The sequence below is a fragment of the Asticcacaulis sp. W401b genome (genome assembly GCF_046503825.1).
In the GTDB taxonomy this organism is placed as follows: Bacteria; Pseudomonadota; Alphaproteobacteria; order Caulobacterales; family Caulobacteraceae; genus Asticcacaulis.
The window spans coordinates 96,340-115,766 of sequence record NZ_JBKFEE010000005.1; the positions used below are offsets into that span (position 1 = coordinate 96,340).

The following is a 19,427-nucleotide window of genomic DNA, read 5'->3' on the forward strand; positions in this document are numbered from 1 at the left end:
GGGAGGTGGCACTGAGCTTAGCGAAGTGACGGAGGGGGATCACTCCGAAATACGCGGCGCGCTAGAGCGTTTGGCGTCATCCCCCTCCGTCACGCCTTCGGCGCGCCACCTCCCCACGCAAGCGTAGGGAGGAGAAGACTTGCCACACAACGCCCATCGGCCTATGTCTCGCAGCCGTGTTTCCAACAAGAGTCCCGGTCATGAGCGCCTACAAATCCCTGCGAGATTTCATAGCCAAGCTCGAACGCGAAGGCGAACTGGTACGGGTGACGGAGCCCGTCTCCACCCACCTCGAAATGACCGAGATCCAGACCCGCCTGCTGGCCGAAAAAGGCCCGGCTGTGCTGTTTGAAAACGTCATCCTGCCCGATGGCTCAAAGTCGGACATGCCGGTGCTGGTCAACCTGTTCGGCACGGTCAAGCGCGTGGCCATGGGCGTCACCCTCGAAGGCAAGGACCGCACCAATCCGCAGGACCTGCGCGAAGTGGGTGAGCTTCTGGCCTTCCTGCGGCAACCCGAACCGCCGCGCGGCTTCAAGGACGCGCTCAGCATGTTGCCGCTGGCCAAGACGGTGATGGGGATGCGCCCCAAAACGGTCTCGAAGGCCCCCGTGCAGGAGGTGGTGCAGACGGGTAATGACATCGACCTGACGCGCCTGCCGGTGCAGGGCTGCTGGCCCGGTGAGCCGGCGCCGCTGATCACCTGGGGCCTTGTGGTCACCAAGGGGCCGTCGCAAGCGCGCGAAGACGATTTCAACCTTGGTATTTATCGGATGCAGGTTCTGGGCAAGGACCGCGCCATCATGCGCTGGCTGGCGCACCGCGGCGGGGCGCAGCATCATGCCCGCTGGAAAAAGGCCAAAAAGACAGAGCCCCTGCCCGCCTGCGTGGTGCTGGGGGCCGATCCGGGGACCATTCTGGCCGCCGTGACGCCGGTGCCGGATACGCTCAGCGAGTATCAGTTCGCAGGCCTGCTGCGCGGGGCCAAGGCCGAGCTGGTGCCTGCCAAAACCGTACCTTTGATGGTGCCCGCCGAAGCCGAAATCGTCCTCGAAGGGCATGTGCTCCTCGATGACTATGCCGACGAAGGCCCCTATGGCGACCACACCGGCTATTACAATTCGGTCGAAAAATTCCCGGTGTTTCAGGTCTCGGCCATCACGCGGCGCAAGCAGCCCATCTATCTCTCGACCTTCACCGGCCGGCCACCCGATGAGCCCTCCGTGCTGGGCGAAGCCTTGAATGAGGTGTTTATCCCGCTGATCCGTCAGCAGTTTCCGGAGATTGTCGATTTCTGGCTGCCGCCCGAAGGGTGTTCTTACCGCATCGCCGTCATCTCGATGAAGAAGGCCTATCCGGGCCACGCCAAGCGCGTGATGATGGGCGCGTGGTCGTATCTGCGCCAGTTCATGTACACCAAATGGCTGATCGTGGTGGATGACGACATCAACTGCCGCGACTGGAAGGACGTGATGTGGGCGATTTCGACGCGCATGGACCCGGCGCGCGACATCACGGTCATTGAAAACACGCCGATCGACTATCTCGACTTCGCCTCGCCAGAAAGCGGTCTGGGGTCAAAGATCGGCCTCGATGCCACCAACAAGTGGGAGCCGGAAACCCACCGCGAATGGGGCGAAAAACTCTATATGGAACAGGACGTCATCGACCGCGTCAGCGAAAAATGGGCCGCCATGGGCCTGCCGGGGACCGGTAAGCCGATCTGGAAAAAATAAGCAACCATGCGGGGGGATGCATGCTGACGGATTCTACGACAAAACGACGCGCGAGCTCTCTGGCCGCGACGACGCTCAGGCTCTTCGCCGACAACTTGTTTCTACTAGGGTGTCTGGCGGTTTTCAGCACGCTGATCGTCGGTGCGATTAATTTCGCCGTCCCCTGGGCCGTCGGACGGCTGGGCGTGGTGAACGACCTGTCCTATGCCGTAACGACGGGCTTGATGTTCGTCAGCGTGGTGGTTGCCCACGCGATATTTCTGCTTGCCGCCTGTCGTATATTCGGACGGCAAATCGCCTTCGCACAGGTAAAACCGTTGGGCGCGTGGCGCTGCATTGCGGTGACCGTCGGCCTGAGTCTCGCCCTGATCGTCATGTTCGTTCTGGCGGATGGTAAAGCCGTATTGATCCTGATGGCGGTATTTATTCTCGCCCCGATCCTGCCAAAACTGGCATTTCCTGGCACAGACGCGGTTTACCGACCCGGGATCGCCGCGCTTATCGCCCTGCCCTACGTCGTGCCGACGATCGTATTGGGTCTGCCGGCTCAGATGTGCGTCGACGAGTGCTGGGGCGCGTTCGAAGGCGGGATATTCATGGTGCCGCTGCTGGGCGTTCACCTGTTTCTGGCGACGGTGGTGTCGGCGCTGATTTCGACCGTAGCCTATCTGTCTCCGAAGCCGTAGGTCGGGGTCTGTAGGGCGTGCCGTCGGGCCATTTGCCGATGCGGGCGGCGCGTTGTTCGCGCATCTGCGCCTGTTTGTCGGCCCAGCCCTTTGACCACTCACCATGCGGAGAGGCCGCAGGTCTTGCCTCTGGTTTTGCCTCTTCTGCCGGTTCAGGGGCCGCCGCCCCTCCGTTCACGGGGCGGCCTGTCTCCTACCCTGTAAGCCCGTCAGGGCGCGACGGGGGCGGTGGATCAGCGCGAGGACGACGAGACGCAGCGGGCGTTTCGGTTGGAGTTGCCTCCTTGACCGGCTTCGGTTTCGCCTTCAGCAACGGCGTGTATATCCCCCGCAACATCCGCTCGACGGCCATGATGGCACGGGCCGTGCGGCCAATCTCGATAGCCGTGGTGGGGCGCGGCGCGGTTTCGAGCGCGGTCAGAATCTGATCCGCAAGGCGCATCAGGCGGTCATAGAAGGCGGTGTGGGCGGCGGGAATGTGGGGGGCGATCTGTGTCATGGGCTCAGCATGACAGAGGTTCACGCGGCGGGGACAGATTGTGAGAAAATGCGCTTAAGTGATTGAAATTGTCGATGACGCAGCGGGGATAGATTTTTTTGCCACGGATAGACACGGATGGCGGGCTTCGCCCAAAGAGATAAGCGCGAAGGCTTCCGAACTGGCGTTTGAAACCCCAAAGCAGAGATTCTCCACAGATGACACAGATGCGGCGGGCAAGGCCCGCCTGACACAGATGGTCCGCGCTCCGGGCCTCTCAGGCGCGCACTGAATATCCGTGAGGCCGCGCCAGCGGCCATCCGTGTCTATCCGTGGCTAACCCAAACCCTGTTTCCCTCAGCCGCAAAATCGCGTTAGATGCGCGCCCAAAGCCAAAAGAGCCCTCAGGGGAGTCGCCATGTCCATTCTGAACCGCCGCACGTTGATGTCGGGGCTGACCGCCGCCGGGGCCGCGCTGACCCTTCCGGCGCTGGCCCGTCCGACGATGCAACACTGGACACCGTCGTGGTACGCTGCCCCGGAGCCCTCCGGCAACAGGGCGCAGGCGCAGGACCTCACCCTGCGTCAGATCGTGCGCCTCAGCGCGGGCGGCAGCGCCGTGCGTATCCGCCTGTCGAACGCCTATGGCGACACGCCGTTGCGCATGGACGCCCTGCGCATCGCCAGACGCCTGTCCGGCGCGCGGATCGACCCACAAAGCGACCGCGCCGCGACCTTTGACGGCCAGACGTCCGTGACGATCCCGCCGGGGGCCTATGTCCTCAGCGACCCGATCCGCCTGACGGTGGCGGCCCACAGCGACCTCGCTGTCAGCCTGTACGTCAAGGGCCCCGCCCCCCTGACCACCCTGCACGAAATCCAGCGCAGCGCCCTTTACGTCGCCAGCGGGCAGCAAACGGCGGCCCCCGAACTGCCCGCCACCAAGCCCGATATCGGCATAGGCAATGCCTTCCCGTGGCTGTCGGGCGTCGAGGTCGCCACCCCCAGGACGCAGGCGCTGGTGGCCTTTGGCGACTCGATCACCGACGGCTACGGTATTACGCCGGATCAGGGCCGCACCTGGCCCGACGTGCTGAGCCAGCGCCTCAGCGCCGCCCGCATCCCCTTAAGCGTTGTCAATGCCGGCATCAGCGGCAACCGGCTGCTCAATCATGGCACCTGGGCGCGGTTTGGCACCGGCGCTCTGGCGCGCTTTGACCGTGACGTGCTGGCCCAGCCCAATGTCGCCGCTGTGGTGCTGCTGATCGGCATTAACGACCTCGGCCACGCGGGTGGTCCGGACAGTCCCGGCTATGCCCCGCTGGACGACCTGAAGATGGGCCTCAGCCAGATTGCCGCCCGCGCGCAGGCGCACGGCATCCGCACCTATGCGGCGACGCTCACCCCGTTCAAGGGCACGACCTTCAAAGACTATTACAACGACGAGAAGGAGACGCGGCGCGTGGCGCTGAATACGTGGCTAAGACGTAGCGATGTCTTTGACGGCCTGTTTGATTTTGACAAGGCGCTGGAAGACCCGGCGCGTCCCGGCTGGCTTTTGCCGGGGCTGGGCATGGCCGACAATCTGCACCCCAATGACGCCGGGGCGGCGAAGATGGCGCAGTCGATCCCACTCACGTCTTTCGGATGGGTGCGCAAAGCCTGATCGCATCCTGATGCGTGAGGGCGCAGACTCTGCCGCCCACACAGGAGGATGGACCATGCCCAAGCAAACCCCGGCTCAGAAGCGCAAGATCGAAAAGGTCATGGGCGAATTCAAGGACGGCGATCTGAAAAGCGCCAGTGGCGCCAGCGTCAAGGATCGCGATCAGGCCATTGCCATCGCCCTTAGCGAGGCCGGAGCCTCGAAAAAGGGGAAGGACAGCTAACCCGCCTTTTTCAGCCCTTCACGCCACGACTCGGCGTCCAGATAGGCGGTGATGGCCTCGCTACGCATGGGCTGTGAGAAGTAATAGCCCTGAATATAGCGCGCGCCGATCTCTTCCAAACGGCACAGTTCCGCCGCCGTCTCGACGCCTTCGATGACGTGGTCGAGCGACAGGTTACCGCACAGGTCGATCAGCGTCTTGACGATCTTCACCGTCGAATCGTGGCGCAGAAGCTGGGTCACGAAGCTGCGGTCGATCTTGATCTTGTCCACCGGCAGGCGATGGATGTAGCCGAAGCTGGAATAGCCCGAACCGAAGTCATCGAGCGCGATGCGGCTGCCCATGCCTTTCAGCAGGGCCAGAGCCTCCAGCGCCTGATCAAAGTCGCTGAGCATGGCGGTTTCGGTGATTTCGAACTCGATGCGCTTCGGATCGACGCCCGACGCCTTTACCGTGTCGCAGATGCGCGCAATGGCCGGCAGCGAGCGCAGGTCGCGCGCCGACAGGTTGAACGACACGCGCATATCATTCGGCCAGTCGCGCACCGCCACCAGCGCCTTGCGCAGCAGGATCAGGGTGATGTCGCTGATCAGGCCGGAGCGTTCGGCGGCGCGGATGAAGATGTCCGGTCGCACCGGCCCAAGCTTTTCCGACTGCCAGCGGGCCAGCGCCTCGAAGCTGACTGTGCGCTGCGCCCTGAGGTCGATCTGCGGCTGGAAGACGATATAGAGTTCACTTTCGAGGTCGGACGAACGCAGGGTCTGATCGACGGCGCCGAAATCCTGCATCTCGTTTTCGTGGCGGCGGTCAAAGATGACCGGCGCGCCGCGCAGGTTCTGCTTGGCGTAATAAAGCGCGTAGTCGGCGCGCTCCAGCATTTGCGAGGCGTTCCACTGGGCCTCCGCGTCCGAATGCACGAAGCCGACCGAGCCGGAAATATTGGCGCACACCCCGCCGCCCAGCACATAGGTTTCGCGCAAGGCGTCGCAGAGGTCTTCGCCGAAGCGACGCAGATCGTCGTCAGGCATCTGCCCGTTGAGGATAAGGGCGAACTCGTCTCCGCCCAGCCGCGCCACGACACCGCGCGACTCCACGACGGCGCGCAGACGCTTGCCGACCTCGATCAGCAGGGCATCGCCGACGCTGTGGCCATAGAGGTCATTGACCGGTTTGAAACCATCGAGATCAATCAGGGCCAGATCAAAGGCGTGGCCGTTCTTGGCCCCCACAAGCGCCACATCCAGCTCGGTGAAAAAGCTGCGGCGATTGGGCAGACCGGTCAGGGCGTCGTAATGCGCCAGAATCTGCGCCTCGTGGCGGTGCTTTTCGGCCACCAGCCGGGCATGAACGGCGCGGAAAATGGTACTGCGCATGATGCCAGCCATGCCCAGCGCCGTGACAATCCCGCCGATACCGACCCAGATATGCTGCTTGAGCACGGGGAAACCGGCATGATGCGCCATGACAAACATGGTGCCAATGGCCAGAAGCGAGGTCGGCACCACGACCCGCAGCGACACGGCGGAGGTGGCGAAGACCAGGGTCATCAGCACAAAATAGATCAGCTTGGCCGGCACGAAGTGCAGGTACTGAGACACCACGACATTGGTGTACATCAAAAGGCTGACGATCAGGGTGGCAAGCTCCAGCCGCTCCACGCTTTCGGCCCCGCGCGTCCAGCGGAAAAAGGACAGGCCGGTTATGGCCGTCAGCCCCCCCAGACAGGCCATGATCGGCAGGTCCATCCCCTTTTCATAGAAAAAATGGGAGATGAAAATGACGATATAGTAGCTGCCGACCACGCCGCACAGACCGCGCACGACCGGGCGCAAGGCAATGGCGCGCTGACGCTTCAACTCCGCCGTATCGACTTCACTCTGTCTGTGGCTCGCCTTCAGACGACGCCACAGCCGGTAAGCATACCGACGCAAGTCTCCGGTGCGTTCGGTCAGTGACAGCATAAGACCCCTGCAGGATGACGCGCAGTCAACAGAGCCTGCGCCACAGAGGTCACAACCTAGAGGAATGCCCTAAAGATTATACTAATCTGTAGGAAATAATCCTGTAAAACAAGGTTATGATATGCTTTGCGGGGAATCGTTCCAATTGAGACTTGCGCCCCGCCCCCCGGCGCGCCTAAGAAAGACCTTATGCTGCACACGCAAACAGACACCCCCGCCCGCACCGATTCTACGGCGTTGCTTGCGCACGTCATCGGTCTGGCGCAGGCGCAGGGGGCGGATGCCGCCGAAGCCGTCTATTCGCAAAGCCGCTCGCTCAGCGTGGGCGTGCGCAAGGGGGCCGTCGAAACCGTCGAAAGCGATGAGGCCACCGATCTGGGCCTGCGGGTGTTTGTCGGTCAGAAACAGGCCGTCGTCTCGGTCTCCGAATTTTCAGAGCGCACGCTGGCGCGGCTGGTCGAACGCTGCGTCGCCATGGCGCGGCTGGCCCCGGATGATGCCTATGCCGGTCTGGCCGACCCGGCGCGGCTGTGGCGCGGTGACGGCGTGGAACTGGATATTTTCGACCCCACAGAGCTGAGCGCCGATGCCTTGCGCGAACGGGCACTGGCCTGTGAAGCCGCAGGCCTGATCGACCCGCGCCTGCAAAGCGACGCGGCCAGTGCGGGCCAGAGCTTTACCCGCTGGCAGCTTCTGACCTCGGACGGCTTTGCCGGCCACCACCGCACCAGCCTGTCGTTTCAGTCGGCGCGCCTGATCGCCACGGACGAAACCGGCGGTATGGAGCGTGATGGCGAAGGCCGCTCAACGCGCTACCTGTCCGATTTGCCGACGCCCGAAGCCACCGGCACCCTCGCCGCGCAACGTGCCTTGAAAGCGCTGGGCGCACGCAAGATCGATAGCCGCACCGCCCCCGTCCTGTTTGAACCGCGCACGGCCAAGTCGCTGATCGGCCTGTTTCTGGGGGCCATTTCCGGCCCGTCGGTGGCGCGCGGCTCCAGCTATCTGAAGGACAGGCTGGGCCAGCGCCTGTTCGCACCCGGTGTACACCTCATCGACAATCCGTTCCGCCCGCGCGGTCTGGGCTCGTGCCTCTATGACGACGAAGGCGTAGCGGTGCGTGAGCGCGCCCTGATCGACGACGGTATCCTGACCACCTGGCTGCTCAACAGCGCCGCCGGGCGGCAACTGGGCATGGCCTCGACCGGGCACGCCTCGCGCTCTCTGGCGCATCCGGCGGGCGTTTCGGCGCACAATGTGACGCTCAGCCCCGGTACGCGCTCCCCCGCCGACCTGATGGCCGCCGCCGGTTCGGGGGTGCTGATCACCTCGATGTTCGGCCCCAGCGTCAATTCGGACACCGGCGACTGGTCGGCCGGGGCGTCGGGCTTTGTGTTTGAAAACGGCGAACTGACCCACCCGGTCAATGAAATCACCGTCGCTGGCAATCTGATCGACATTTTCGCGCGCCTTGAGCCCGCCTCAGACCTTGAGATCAAGGGAACGCTTGATACCCCCTCGATTCTGGTCGATGGCCTGAGCATCGGGGGCAAGTGATGAGCCGGGCCGCGCCGACGCTTCAGGACGAGCTTGATCTGCTGATCGACCGGGCGCGGCGCGCCGGGGCGCTGGCCCAGCATCTGAAGGCGCAGGGGCTGAACATCTCTTATAAGTCTGATGGTTCTATCGTCACCAATGCCGATCTGGAGGTCGATCTGTGGCTGAAGGAGGCGCTTTTGGACGCGCGTCCCGGCTATGGCTGGCAGAGCGAGGAATCGCCCGACACGCCCGCCCGCCTGACGCAGTCGCACCTGTTCGTGCTCGACCCCATCGACGGCACCATGGGCTTCACCAAGGGCTCGCCCTACTGGACCATCGCCCTGTGTCTGGTGCACGCGCGCCAGCCCGTCGCCGCCGTGGTCTATGCGCCCGACGCCCAGGAAATGTACAGCGCGGGCAAGGGGTTGGGTGCGTTTTTGAACGGTGAGCCGATCCGCGCTTCCGCCACCACCGACCTCAGCTTAGCGCAGGGCATCGGCGATGCCCGCCTGTTCGGCCGCGACATCTGGCCGGAGCCGTGGCCGAAGATGAACATAACCTCCCGCCCCTCGGTCGCCTATCGCATGGTGTGCGTGGCGGCGGGCCGCGCCGATTTCACACTGGCCCTGACGCCCAAGCGCGACTGGGACGTGGCGGCGGCCACCCTCATCTGCCATGAGGCCGGGGCCATCGTCTCCGACCATCTGGGGCAGGCCTATGACTTCAACGCCCCCGACAGCCTCAAAGCCTCACTGATCTGCGCCAATTCAGGTCTTTACCCCGAAATCCGGCGTCGTTGCGCCGCCCTTCCTTCCCTCGAAACCCTCTGAGAGTTTGACCATGAGCGACAAACAACTGCTTCACATCGTCATCGGCGGCGAACTGCAAGCCCCCGGCAGCACCGACTTCAAGGACCTCAAGGCGGTCGAATTTGTTGGTGCCTACGCCAGCTACGAAGAGGCCAAAACCGCCTGGCGCGCCAAGGCGCAATCGACGGTCGATAACGCCCTGATGCGCTATTTCGTCATCCACGCCCACCGCCTGCTGAACCCGGCCAACGATTAATTAGAGCGGAACGATTCCTACTGGAATCAATCCGCTCAAGCCGCCATTGAGGCGGCGGCCAAGGTGGCAAAGCCACCGCCCGGCGAGGGGCTAAACAAAAAACTAGATCATTATGTTTCTGCCAGAAATCATAATGATCTAGCTCTCAGTTCTTCGTCGGGGTCACCGCCGTGCCGCGCGGCAGCGGTTCCGGACGCGAGGTGTTGTCCTTCCACATCAGCGTATTGAGACAGTCGGCGTCGCCCAGCACCAGCAGCGCCGATTGTTGACACTTGGCCTGCGCCTCGGTGACGCAATAGCCCTTGCCGTTGGCGTCTTTCGTAAAGACCAGATCGCGCGCCTTGCACGCCCTGGGCGACGGCAGGGTGGCCTGCGGGCTGCCCGCCGCGGGTTCGGGCGTGGACGCACAGGCCGTCAGGGCCAAAGCCGCCAGCGTCACAGCGATGAATTTCAGCGACATGGCCATACTCGTTTTCCTTCGCAGTCGTCTCAAATCTTGCTCGAAAAACGACCCGCGCGCAACGTCACCTACTCGCGGCGGAAAATCTTTTCGGTCAGCAGCGTGCCCCACCACGCCGATTTGAAGTCTGACTTGATCTTCACCGGATCATACAGGTCCGACTGCGTCCATTCGACGAAGGACATGCCGCGCGGTTCGCCCTCGGCAAAATAGCAGTCGAAAATATAGTCGAGCACGCCCGTCTTGCCCGCCTTCATGTGCAGGGTGCGCAGACCCAGTTCCGAAACCGCCTCGCGCAGGGGGTGTTTGAGGTGCAGGTGGCGATACAGGACGCTCATAATACCGGCGCGGTCCGCCCCGGATTTGCAGTGCATCAGGGCCGGATACTGGATGCTGTCGAACAGCTTTTCGGCCTCAAGGATGGCTTCGGCCGACGGCACATCGCGCGAGGTGACGATGAAATCGACCAGATCGAGCCCTAGTTTTTGGCAGGCATGGCGCTCCAGCGCGAAAAACGCCCCCTGCCCGCCGCGCAGATTGATGACCGTGCGGATGCCATCGTGTTTTTTGAACCAAGCGAGCTGAAACGGCCACGGCTGGTTGGTGCGCACCATCTTGTCGTCGATCCAGTGGGCATTGGTGAAGCCCAGCCGCAAATAGGCGTGGTCGTTCCACAGAAAGGCCAGATAGGTCTTGAACAGCCCCCATGGGGTAGAGGTGTCGAAAACCTTGGGCGTTTTACGTTTCTTGAACAGCTTCACGGGGTACCATTTAAAAAGTGAGCGCTCTAGATCGAAATGACTTTAAGAGGAATCGCCATTTCGCTCTAAATTTTTGTTTTGTCGCGATGTTTTTTCGGAAAACCGCTCACACTTTTCCGCACATCGCTCTAACCTCATACGCCCCCGGCGTGCCGGGGGAGGTGGCACGCCGCAGGCGTGACGGAGGGGGGTTTGCGCCATTTCAACCCGTCGCGCTCGCCGGGCTTAAGAAGGCCCCCACCACCCCATCTCACCTGTCTTCGCCAAGGCTCAGACAGGCTCGTGCGGTCCCCCTCCCCAACAAGTTGGGGAGGTATGAAGATGATCCAAGCGCGCCATATACAGATTTCCACGCCGGAAGACAAACTATTGGCTTTGCCCGTTAGGGGCATATCCCTATATAGTTTGAGGTTCAGAGAGTTACACGTTTTCATGACCCCCATTGCCGCCGATACCCCTGCCCTGCCGGAGACCGGCTCGCGCGCCGTCATGGCGCGGGTGTGGCGTGATTATCTGCAAAAATACAAAGGCTTTCTGGGGCTGGCGCTCGTCTGCGCCGTCATGGTCGCCGTTTCGACCTCATTCGTCATCTGGTGCCTGAAGCCCGGCATCGAACTGTTGTTCGGCGAAAGCGATTCGGCAGCGGCCTCCGAAGTCCCGGCCTTTGTCGCGGCCCACCCCCTGATCTGGGTACCGGCGGTGATGATCGGGGCGACGCTGGTGCGGCTGGTGTCGCAACTGGGCTTAGCCACCTCGGTCAACCGCGTCGGGCACCAGCTTGTCGGGCGTATTCAGTCGCAACTGTTCGGCAATATGGTCCATGCCGACCTCGGCCACCTCAACAAGGCGCATTCGGGCAGCTACCTGTCCTCGGTGCTGTTCGACGCCGGTCTGATGCGCGAAGCCACCACCAATGGCGTCGTCAACTATGTCCAGCACGGCGGCATCGTCATCGGGTCGCTGGCCTATATGGCCTTTATCGACTGGCGCATGACGCTGGGCGTGCTGATCGCCGGACCGGTCATCGCGGCGGTGCTGGGGCAGTATAACCGCCGCACCAAAAAAGCCGCGCAGGGCGCGATGGACGAAACCTCGTCCCTATCGACCGCCATCATGGAAAGCCTTGATGGCGTCAAGATCGTCAAGATCAACAATCGCGAAGCCTATGAGCAGGGCCGCGTCGATGCCGTTATCGCGCGGCGTCAGAAGCACATTATCAAGGGGGCCAATGCCCGCGCCGCCGCCGCCCCGGTGACCGAGGCCCTGACCACCATCGTGCTGGCGCTCGTCGTCGTCTATGCCGGCTGGCGCGCTCAGTCAGGCGCCATGACGCTGGGCGGCTTTACGGCCTATATCTCCTATCTGGGCGCGGCGGGGCAGTCCCTGCGGCAACTGGCCAATCTGCAAACCGTCATGGCCGAAGGCTTTACCGCGGCGCGCCGCCTGTTTGCCGCGCTGGACGTCGCGCCGGAAATCGCCGATGCGCCGGATGCGCAAGCGCTGAAACCCTTTGACCGCATAACCTTTGACACTGTCGCCTTCGCCTATGGCGACAAGCCGGTGCTGGACGGGGTGAGCTTTGAGGCGCGGGCGGGTCAGTCGGTGGCGCTGGTCGGGCCATCCGGATCGGGCAAATCGACCCTGCTCAACCTCATTCCGCGCTTTTATGACTATACGGGCGGCGAAATCCGCTTTGGTGAGACGCCGCAGCGCGCCGTGACGCTCAAATCCCTGCGCGACCATATCGCTCTGGTGTCGCAGGACCCGTTTCTGTTCGACGACACCATTCGCGCCAACATCGCCTATGGCCGCCCCGACGCCACCGAAGCGGAGATCGTACAGGCAGCGCGCGACGCCGCAGCACTGGAATTTATCGACGACCTGCCCGATGGTCTTGATACCCGCGTCGGTGAAGGCGGATCGCGCCTGTCCGGCGGGCAGAAACAGCGCATCGCCATTGCCCGCGCCTTCCTGAAAGACGCCCCGCTGCTGCTGCTCGATGAGGCCACTTCCGCCCTCGATACCCAGTCCGAGGTCAAGGTGCAGCAGGCGCTGGAGCGGCTGATGGCCGGGCGCACCACCCTGATGATCGCGCACCGCCTTTCGACCGTGCGCCATGCCGACCTGATCCTGGTGCTGCGCGACGGGCGCATCACAGAGCGCGGCACGCACGACGACCTGCTGGCGCGCGGCGGCCTCTATGCCGAGCTGTACCGCACGCAGTTCGAGCGGGTGCCGGAAGGGGCCAGCGCATGAAGTCCCTGCTCGAATCCGACGGCTTTCAGGCCTTTATGGCGCGGCTGATCGTCGGCTATCTGAAATTCTGCTACCGCACGACGCGCTGGACGCACGAAGGCCGCGAGGCCGCCGAAGCCGTGTGGGCTCAGGGCGGCCCGGCGCTGTTGCTGCTGTGGCATCAGCGCGTGCACTATGCCCCCGCCTGCTGGCCGCTCGACCGTGCGCAGAAGATCGCCATACTGGTCTCTTTGTCGAAAAGTGGTGATTTTTCAGTCCGTACCAACACACTCTTCGGCTATCACATTATCCGCGGATCGGCCGCCAAGAAGACAGACCCCACCAAGCAGAAGGGCGGCGCGCAGGCCTTCCGCGACATGCTGCGCTGGATACGCGCCGGCAATGCCGTGGCCCTGACGCCCGACGGCCCGCGCGGCCCGGCCCGCGACATGACCGAGGGGTCGCTGAAACTGTCGCAGATGTCCGGCGCGCCCATCATCCTGATCGGGCAGTCGTCATCACGCTACCTGTCGCTGAATAGCTGGGACCGTCAGCGCATCCCCCTGCCCTTCGCCGTGGGGGCCATGCTGTGGGAGGTGCATCCGCCCATCGCGCCCGATGCCGATGAAGCCCAGCTTGAGGCGCGCCGGGTCGAACTGGGCGAGCGCTTAAGCGCCCTCACCGACCGCGCCGATGCCCTGACCGGTGCCGCTTCGGGGGCCGCATGACCCTGATGCTCCGCCTCTACGCCGCCGCCATGCAGGCCTTTCACGCCATCGCGCCCAACCTGTTGTGGCACCGCGCGGCGCGCAATAAGGAAGACCCGGCGCGCCTCAATGAGCGGCTGGGTATCGCCGGGAAGCCGCGCCTGGAGGGGCCGCTGATCTGGCTGCACGGCGTCAGCGTCGGCGAAAGCCTGTCGGCCCTGCCGGTCATTAATCAACTGTTGAACGACCACCCGGACCTGCACATTCTCGTCACCACCGCCACCACCACCTCGGCGGAAATCCTGTCGCAGCGCCTGCCGGAGCGCGCTGTGCATCAGTATGCGCCGCTCGATACGCCGCAGGCAGTGACGAAGTTCCTCAACCACTGGCACCCCGATCTGGCCGTCTTTATCGAAAGCGACCTGTGGCCGAACCTGCTGAGGGGGCTTGATCAGCGCCGCATCACCCGCCTGCTGATCAGTGCGCGCATCACCGCCAAAACGCATCAGGGCTGGCAAAACATCCGCCGTTCGATGCAAAGCCTGCTAAAGGGCTTTGCCCTCATCCTGCCGCAGGACAGCGGCTCCGATCAACGGTTGCGGGACATGCTCGGGGCCGAGGCCGAGCAGATGGGACCGCTGGCCAATCTGAAAACCATCGGCGCGCCCCTGCCCGATGACGCCCAAAAGCGCGAGGCGCTGGAGGCCCTGTTTGCCGGGCGCACGGTCATACTGGCCGCCAGCACCCACCCCACCGAAGAGGCCTATATCGCCACAGCGCTGGAAGACATCCTGCGCCAGACGGGGGCGCTGCTGATCATCGCGCCGCGCCACCCAGTGCGCGCCGAAGCCATCCGGCTTGATCTGGAAGCCCTCGGTTTTCGTGTCAGCCAAAGATCAAAACTGGACAGCCCGAGCGCAGAGACGCATATTTATCTGGCCGACACGCTCGGCGAACTGGGCGTGTTTTTCCGGCTGGCGGACATGGTCATCATGGCAGGAAGTTTTTCCGAAAAGATCGGCGGCCACAATCCGCTGGAGGCCGCGCGGCTGGGCAAGGCCGTGATCACCGGCCCGGACCTCTATAACTGGGACGCCGTCTATCAGCAGATGTTCGACGCCGGGGCCGCCTTCCGCGTCGGCGGGCGGCAGGAGCTGAGCTTTCTGGCGCAGGGGCTGATCGACAATCCGGCGGCCCTGCTTGATGCGCACCGTATCGCTCAGGCGCTGGCGCAGCGTGAGGCCGGGACGCTCGATACCGTTATGGCGCACCTCAAACCCTTCCTGCCCGGTAACGCCCCCAGCCCGGACGACAAAAGCCATGAGGCGGCGGATGCCGCTTAAAGCCCGCCGATTAAAGACCCCCGACTGGTGGTACAAGCGCGAGGCGAAGGGCGCGCCGGTTACCCGCTACGCCTTGGCCCCGCTGGCCTGGATATGGGAGGCGGTGACGATCACGCGCTTCCTGACGGCCAAGCCCTATCGCTCGCCCGTCTGCGTCATCTCGGTCGGCAATGCGACGCTGGGCGGGTCGGGCAAGACGCCGATCGAGCGCGAACTGCTGCGCCGCCTGAAAAAGCTGGGCCACAGGGCCAGCGGCCTGTCGCGCGGCTATGGCGGCTCGCTGAGCGGCCCGGTCAGGGTCGATCCTACCGTCCACAGCGCTGCCGAAGTGGGCGATGAGGCCCTAATGCTGGCGCGCGACTACGACATGGTGATTGCGCGTGACCGCGCCGAAGGCCTGCGCCTGATCGAAGGCGAGGGTTTTGAAATCGCCATTGCCGACGACGCGCATCAGAATGTGAAGATCGCCAAGGATATTCACCTGCTGGTCGTCGATGGCGACACCACGAATGACGCCTGGCCGTTTGGTGACGGGTCTGTCTTCCCGATGGGGCCGATGCGGGAACCTCTGGCCATCGCCCTCAAGCGCGCCGATATCGTCGTCCTGTGGCTGCCGGATGAGAAATCCGTCGTCGATCAGAAGCTGTTGCGCCTGTTTGGCGACCTGCCGGTGTTTGCGGCACGCCTGATCCCGATGCCTGCGGGCGAACCGGGCAAGGTGGTGGCCTTTGCCGGCATCGCCAAGCCGTGGAAGTTCCGCGCCACGCTGGAAGGGCTCGGCTATGCGGTGGCCGATTTCCACGCCTATGCCGACCATGAGCCGCTGAGCGAGGCCGATCTGAACGCACTGGAAACGCAGGCTCAGGCCCGCGACGCGACCTTGATCACCACGGAAAAGGACTGGGTAAAGCTCAGCCCGGCATGGCGGGAAAAGATCGCCTTCCTGCCCATTACGGCGCGCTTTGACGATCAGGCGGGCTTCATGCGCGCCCTGACCGCGCGGATGCCGGGGACACAGATCGGCGAAAATTAATGACAAATCGTTCACTTGGGCCGCGGGCCGCCCTGTGAGAAAGAGGTTTCAGTTGCGATAGGTTTTCGCCCTCTTTCCGACAGGATGTTCATGCCCTTCCCCAAGGCCCTGATGTGCGCCACCGCCCTTGTGTGCGGTCTGCCGGTCATTGCACAGGCTCAGACCCCCGACGCCCCCGCCTCGCGGCAGGTCATCCCCTATGATCAGGCCTTTTTCAGCGCCTTTCAGGTGCAGTCGGCGCTGGACATGGTCAATCGCGTGCCGGGCTTTACGCTGAAAAACGTCGATCAGGTGCGCGGTTTTGCGGCGGCGGCGGGCAATGTGCTGATCGACGGCCAGCGCCCGACCAGCAAGAGCGACAGCCTGAACGACATCCTGAACCGCATCCCGGCGGGCACGGTGGAACGCATCGACCTGATCATCGGCGGCGCCGAAGGCATCGACATGCAGGGTCAGACGCAGGTGGTCAATATCATCCGCAAGGCCTCGGCAAAGCCGACCCTGACCGTCATCGCCAATGCGCGCTTCCTGAGCAATGGCTGGGTCAAGCCGACGGGGCGCATCACCTATAGCCGCAATGCCGGGGACAAGACGCTGGAGCTGTCGGCCACCGTCTTCAACAGCTTCGACGAAGAGGCCAGCCCCGGCGACAAGACCGTCTATCCGACCAACGGCAGCCCCCCTCGTCGCACCCAAATCCTCAGCGAAGCGGGCGGCAAGGGCGTGGAACTGAACGCCATCGCCTCGCATCCTTTGTGGGGCGGCAAGCTGACCGTCAATGGCAAGTGGACGCCCGACACCTATACCGGCAATTACCGTTTCATCACCGACACCACGGCGGTGGAAAATCTCGACTATAGCGAAGACCTGCGCGAGGGCGGGTTTCAGTACGTCCGCCCGCTGGGCAAGGTGTTTACGCTGAAACTGAATGGCCTGTCGAAATATACGCACGAAGAGGGCGATGACCTCTATATCAGTCCGTCGGAAGAGACGCGCTTTCGTGAAGATTCGGTCGAAAAGGAAAACATCGTCTCCGGTCAACTGATCTGGACGCGCAGCGAGCGCCTGACCTATGAGGTCGGGCTGGAAAAGGCCTATAATTCGCGCGACAGCGACACCGGCCTGACGGTCAATGGCGCGGCGGTCGATCTGCCCGCCTCGCGCGTCAAGGTCGAGGAAGACCGCACCGAAGCCTCGTTTCTGGCCACCTGGCGCGCCACCCCGGCGCTCAGCGTCGAAACGGGCCTGAAATACGAATGGTCCACCCTGTCGCAAACCAGTGAACGCCCGGACGAAAAGCGCTTTAGCTACGCCAAGCCCAAGGTGCAGGTGACGTGGTCACCGAAGGGGCCGTGGCAATACCTGCTGCGCGTTGAGCGCGTGCTGGGTCAGCTCGATTTCGACGATTTTGTCTCTTCGATCGACCTGATGGACTCGACCGTCAAGGCCGGCAATGTCAGCCTTGAGCCCGACAAGCGCTGGGAAACGGAGCTGAACGCCAGCTACCGCTTCTGGGATAAGGGCGCGCTGGTGCTGAAATATATCCATAAGGACGTGTCGGACGTCATCGACCGCGTGCCCATCGTCGCCGCCGACGGCAGCGTCTTTGATGCCAAAGGCAATATTGGCGACGGCACGGCCGAAGAGATCGGGGCCACCCTGACCCTGCCCATGGATCGTTTTCGCATCCCCGGCGGGCTGCTTAAATTCAACGGCAGCATCTTCCTGTCGGAAGTGACCGATCCGGTGACGAAAGAAAAGCGCCGTCTGTCGCGACAGACCGAAACCGACTGGTTGCTGGAGTTTTCGCAAGACCTGCCGGTGCGGCGCACCCAGTGGGGCTTTTCGGTGTGGAACGGTTATGACGAAAAGGTCTATCGCGCCTCGGAAATCTCCTACGCGCGCGGCAGCGCGAAGCTGAACCTGTTTGCCGAATATAAGCTTAACCCTAAGACCTTGTGGCGCGTTGAGCTGAACAACCTGCCGGGCCGCGTCTATGACTACGACCGCGTGCGCTATGACGGCGACCGCGCCACGGGCACGGTGCGGGCGCTGGAACTGACGCGCAACCGCTCAAAGCCGTGGCTGTTTATCCGGGTGCGCAAGGAGTTGTGAGGGCCTGTTACAGGATAATTTTAAACAGAGAAGAACCAACGTTGCAGCACCTCCCCTGAAACGAAGTTCGGCGAAGCCAAATCAGGGGAGGCGCTTGGGCGAATGAGCTTACCGATCAGCACGCATCGGCCGAAGACCGCCGTTCAGAGCGCGCGCCAGCCGATGTCCGAGCGATAAAACCCCATCGGCCAGTCGATTTTGGCAATGGCGTCATAGGCGGCGTCGCGCGCTTCCTGAATCGTCGCCCCACGCGCGCAAATATTGAGCACACGCCCGCCGGCCGCCGCCAGACGCCCGTCGTCCAATCGCTTGGTCCCGGCGTGGAAGACGCTGACGTTCGGGCCGAAATCCTGCTCGGCCCCACGGATGATCGAGCCGCCGACGGGGCTGTCCGGATAGCCATTGGCGGCATAGACGACGCAGACGGCGGCGTCTTCGTACCATTCCGGCGCGGGCATGTCCTTCAGGCGGCCCGTCGCGGCGGCCAGCAGATAGGGCACCAGATCGCTTTTGAGGCGCAGCATCAGCACCTGACATTCCGGGTCGCCAAAACGCGCATTGTATTCGACCAGACGCGGGCGGCCATGTTCGATCATCAGGCCCGCATAGAGCACGCCCGTATAGGCGTTCCCCTCGGCCTTCATACCCGCCATGGTGGGGGCCAGAATCTCACGCTCGGTAATGTCGAGAATATCCTGAGTGACCACCGGGGCCGGGCTATAGGTGCCCATGCCGCCCGTATTGGGCCCGGCATCGCCGTCAAAGGCGCGTTTGTGGTCCTGCGCATAGCCGAACAGGATCGCCGTTTCGCCATCGGCAATGGCGAAGACCGAGGCCTCTTCGCCCGCCATGAATTCTTCGATGACCACGGTTTGCGACGCCGCGCCGTAGCGCCCGCCGAACATGGCCTCCAACTCGGCATAGGCGTCGGGCAGGTCGGGCGAAATCGCCACGCCCTTACCGGCCGCCAGACCGTCGGCCTTGATGATATAGGGCGCGCTCTGGGTCTTCAGATAGGCCTTGGCGGCATCGAGGTCCGTGAAGGTCTCGTAGGCCGCGGTGGGGACATTGTGACGCTTGCAGAAATCCTTGGTGAACGCCTTGGAGGATTCGAGCTGCGCCGCCTTTTGCGTCGGGCCGAAACAGGGGATGCCGACGCGCTTTAAGGCATCAGCAATGCCTTCGGCCAGCGCCGCCTCCGGCCCCACCACGACCAGATCGGCCTGCATTTCGACCGCCAGCGCCGTCAGGCCGGCCACATCGGTCACCTTGAGGTCGTGCACCTCGCCCAGCGCCGCCATGCCGGGATTGCCCGGCGCAATGGCCAGACGCGCCACGCGCGGCGACTGCCGGATTTTCCACGCGAGGGCGTGTTCACGGCCGCCCGAACCGATCAGCAGGATGTTCATGGGGGTGACT

The 19,427-nt window shown here is 63.4% G+C and carries 17 protein-coding genes; 12 read left to right on the forward strand and 5 right to left on the reverse strand.

Going from position 1 to position 19,427, the window contains the following annotated elements; genetic code table 11:
- Positions 1–200: 200 nt before the first annotated feature.
- Together ACK8OE_RS12430 and ACK8OE_RS12435 are read left to right on the forward strand one after the other, a co-directional pair.
- Positions 201–1,736, forward strand: coding sequence for a UbiD family decarboxylase (locus tag ACK8OE_RS12430; RefSeq protein WP_410272773.1), 1,536 nt, complete (start codon positions 201–203; stop codon positions 1,734–1,736).
- A gap of 20 nt (positions 1,737–1,756) precedes the next feature.
- Entirely contained in the window at positions 1,757–2,422 is a 666-nt protein-coding gene (locus ACK8OE_RS12435; protein WP_410272774.1) for a hypothetical protein, read from the forward strand.
- A gap of 193 nt (positions 2,423–2,615) precedes the next feature.
- Here ACK8OE_RS12435 and ACK8OE_RS12440 read toward each other — a convergent pair whose 3' ends face one another.
- Positions 2,616–2,921, reverse strand: coding sequence for a hypothetical protein (locus ACK8OE_RS12440; RefSeq protein ID WP_410272775.1), 306 nt, complete (start codon positions 2,919–2,921; stop codon positions 2,616–2,618).
- 397 nt (positions 2,922–3,318) lie between these two features.
- On the opposite strand from ACK8OE_RS12440, the gene ACK8OE_RS12445 reads away from it, so the two are divergent.
- Both ACK8OE_RS12445 and ACK8OE_RS12450 read left to right on the forward strand, forming a co-directional pair.
- Positions 3,319–4,566, forward strand: a complete 1,248-nt coding sequence (locus ACK8OE_RS12445; protein WP_410272776.1) for an SGNH/GDSL hydrolase family protein — start codon at positions 3,319–3,321, stop codon at positions 4,564–4,566.
- A gap of 55 nt (positions 4,567–4,621) precedes the next feature.
- Positions 4,622–4,789, forward strand: a complete 168-nt coding sequence (locus ACK8OE_RS12450; RefSeq protein ID WP_410272777.1) for a DUF6496 domain-containing protein — start codon at positions 4,622–4,624, stop codon at positions 4,787–4,789.
- On the opposite strand, the gene ACK8OE_RS12455 is transcribed toward ACK8OE_RS12450, so the two are convergent.
- Positions 4,786–6,750: a putative bifunctional diguanylate cyclase/phosphodiesterase gene (locus ACK8OE_RS12455; protein WP_410272778.1), complete on the reverse strand. Its 1,965-nt coding sequence runs from the start codon at positions 6,748–6,750 to the stop codon at positions 4,786–4,788. The genes ACK8OE_RS12450 and ACK8OE_RS12455 overlap by 4 nt on opposite strands.
- A 189-nt stretch (positions 6,751–6,939) precedes the next feature.
- Between ACK8OE_RS12455 and ACK8OE_RS12460 the strand changes: the two genes are divergently transcribed.
- The 3 genes from ACK8OE_RS12460 to ACK8OE_RS12470 are packed head-to-tail and all read left to right on the forward strand — an operon-like array spanning position 6,940 to position 9,354.
- Positions 6,940–8,307 carry a TldD/PmbA family protein gene (locus tag ACK8OE_RS12460; RefSeq protein WP_410272779.1) on the forward strand — a complete coding sequence of 456 codons (1,368 nt, stop codon included), beginning with the start codon at positions 6,940–6,942 and terminating at the stop codon, positions 8,305–8,307.
- A complete protein-coding gene (locus ACK8OE_RS12465) occupies positions 8,307–9,119 on the forward strand; it encodes an inositol monophosphatase family protein (protein ID WP_410272780.1) in 813 nt (270 codons plus the stop codon). The genes ACK8OE_RS12460 and ACK8OE_RS12465 overlap by 1 nt, the downstream gene beginning before the upstream one ends.
- A 10-nt stretch (positions 9,120–9,129) precedes the next feature.
- Positions 9,130–9,354, forward strand: coding sequence for a DUF4170 domain-containing protein (locus ACK8OE_RS12470; protein WP_013480963.1), 225 nt, complete (start codon positions 9,130–9,132; stop codon positions 9,352–9,354).
- Positions 9,355–9,499: 145 nt separating this feature from the next.
- Here ACK8OE_RS12470 and ACK8OE_RS12475 read toward each other — a convergent pair whose 3' ends face one another.
- Together ACK8OE_RS12475 and ACK8OE_RS12480 are read right to left on the reverse strand one after the other, a co-directional pair.
- On the reverse strand, positions 9,500–9,820 hold the full coding sequence (locus tag ACK8OE_RS12475) for a hypothetical protein (RefSeq protein WP_410272781.1): 321 nt from the start codon (positions 9,818–9,820) through the stop codon (positions 9,500–9,502).
- A 62-nt stretch (positions 9,821–9,882) separates the two neighbouring features.
- The gene (locus ACK8OE_RS12480) at positions 9,883–10,575 is read right to left on the reverse strand and encodes a fused DSP-PTPase phosphatase/NAD kinase-like protein (RefSeq protein ID WP_410272782.1); all 693 of its coding nucleotides are present in this window, start codon (positions 10,573–10,575) and stop codon (positions 9,883–9,885) included.
- Between the two features lie 432 nt (positions 10,576–11,007).
- Between ACK8OE_RS12480 and ACK8OE_RS12485 the strand changes: the two genes are divergently transcribed.
- The 5 genes from ACK8OE_RS12485 to ACK8OE_RS12505 all read left to right on the forward strand — a co-directional run bounded on the left by ACK8OE_RS12485 (position 11,008) and on the right by ACK8OE_RS12505 (position 18,008).
- Positions 11,008–12,831, forward strand: coding sequence for an ABC transporter ATP-binding protein (locus ACK8OE_RS12485; protein ID WP_410272783.1), 1,824 nt, complete (start codon positions 11,008–11,010; stop codon positions 12,829–12,831).
- Positions 12,828–13,538, forward strand: coding sequence for a lysophospholipid acyltransferase family protein (locus ACK8OE_RS12490; RefSeq protein WP_410272784.1), 711 nt, complete (start codon positions 12,828–12,830; stop codon positions 13,536–13,538). The genes ACK8OE_RS12485 and ACK8OE_RS12490 overlap by 4 nt, the downstream gene beginning before the upstream one ends.
- Positions 13,535–14,860, forward strand: a complete 1,326-nt coding sequence (locus ACK8OE_RS12495) for a 3-deoxy-D-manno-octulosonic acid transferase (RefSeq protein WP_410272785.1) — start codon at positions 13,535–13,537, stop codon at positions 14,858–14,860. Before ACK8OE_RS12490 ends, ACK8OE_RS12495 begins: the two co-directional genes overlap by 4 nt.
- Entirely contained in the window at positions 14,850–15,893 is a 1,044-nt protein-coding gene (gene lpxK / locus ACK8OE_RS12500) for a tetraacyldisaccharide 4'-kinase (protein ID WP_410272786.1), read from the forward strand. The genes ACK8OE_RS12495 and lpxK overlap by 11 nt, the downstream gene beginning before the upstream one ends.
- A gap of 90 nt (positions 15,894–15,983) precedes the next feature.
- A complete protein-coding gene (locus tag ACK8OE_RS12505; protein WP_410272787.1) occupies positions 15,984–18,008 on the forward strand; it encodes a TonB-dependent receptor plug domain-containing protein in 2,025 nt (674 codons plus the stop codon).
- Positions 18,009–18,151: 143 nt separating this feature from the next.
- Here ACK8OE_RS12505 and purD read toward each other — a convergent pair whose 3' ends face one another.
- Entirely contained in the window at positions 18,152–19,417 is a 1,266-nt protein-coding gene (purD, locus tag ACK8OE_RS12510; RefSeq protein ID WP_410272788.1) for a phosphoribosylamine--glycine ligase, read from the reverse strand.
- Positions 19,418–19,427: the final 10 nt, after the last annotated feature.